Origin of the sequence: Alloalcanivorax balearicus MACL04, from assembly GCF_025532145.1 — a bacterium.
GTDB lineage: Bacteria > Pseudomonadota > Gammaproteobacteria > Pseudomonadales > Alcanivoracaceae > Alloalcanivorax > Alloalcanivorax balearicus.
In genome coordinates this window covers 1-875 of record NZ_ARXS01000071.1, presented here as the reverse complement: position 1 = coordinate 875, position 875 = coordinate 1, and the positions used below count along the sequence as shown (strand labels likewise).

Below are 875 nucleotides of genomic sequence, written 5' to 3'. Positions count from 1 at the left end.
GCTTCTTCGTCCCGAAGATTCCGTACTGGTTCTGATCGACCACCAGCCTTACCAGCTCGCCAACCTGAACAGTCACGAACCGCAGATGGTGGTGAACAACGCGACGGGCCTGGCCAAGGTGGCCAAGGCTTTCGGTGTACCCACTATCCTGACCAGCGTGATCGCGGATCGGGGCGGTGTCATTTTTCCGCAGATCACCGACGTGTTTCCCGACCAGGAAGTGATCGATCGGACGCTCATTAATACCTGGCAGGACAAGACGGTGGTGGACGCGGTCAAGGCCACCGGCCGCAAGCAACTGATTATTGCCGGCCTGTGGACTGAAGTCTGTGTGGCGATGCCGGCGATTCAGGCTCTCGGTGAGGGTTGGGACGTCACGGTGGTGACCGATGCTTCCGGCGGCGTTTCCGTGGAGGCCCATGAGGTGGCTATCCAGCGCATGATCGCCGCCGGCGCCAACATGATGACCTGGCTGGCGGTGGCGTCTGAATGGCAGCGTGATTGGGCGCGGACTGAGCATGTCGCCGAGTTGTCGGAGTTGATTGTAAAGCATGCCGGTGGCAGCGGTATCGCGCTTCTGTGGGAGCAACAGCTTCTCAACACGCCAGTGCCGAGCGCCGCCGGCTGATTCGCATCACGCGACCAGGAGGACGTCTCCATGGCGACCATCACTTCTCGGGACGATACCCGCATTTTCTACAAGGACTGGGGACCGAAAAACGCTCAGCCCATCGTCTTCCACCACGGTTGGCCGCTGTCGTCGGACGACTGGGACAACCAGATGCTGTTCTTTCTCTCGCAGGGTTACCGCGTCGTCGCGTTCGACCGGCGTGGGCACGGCCGTTCCGACCAGACCGACACCGGCAACGACATGG

General features: G+C 61.3%; 2 protein-coding genes. Both read left to right on the top strand.

Going from position 1 to position 875, the window contains the following annotated elements:
- A partial coding sequence (locus tag MA04_RS21725) for a hydrolase (RefSeq protein ID WP_262462852.1) occupies positions 1-628 on the top strand: 628 nt, incomplete at its 5' end.
- Positions 629-658: 30 nt separating this feature from the next.
- A partial coding sequence (locus tag MA04_RS21720; protein WP_262462850.1) for an alpha/beta fold hydrolase occupies positions 659-875 on the top strand: 217 nt, incomplete at its 3' end.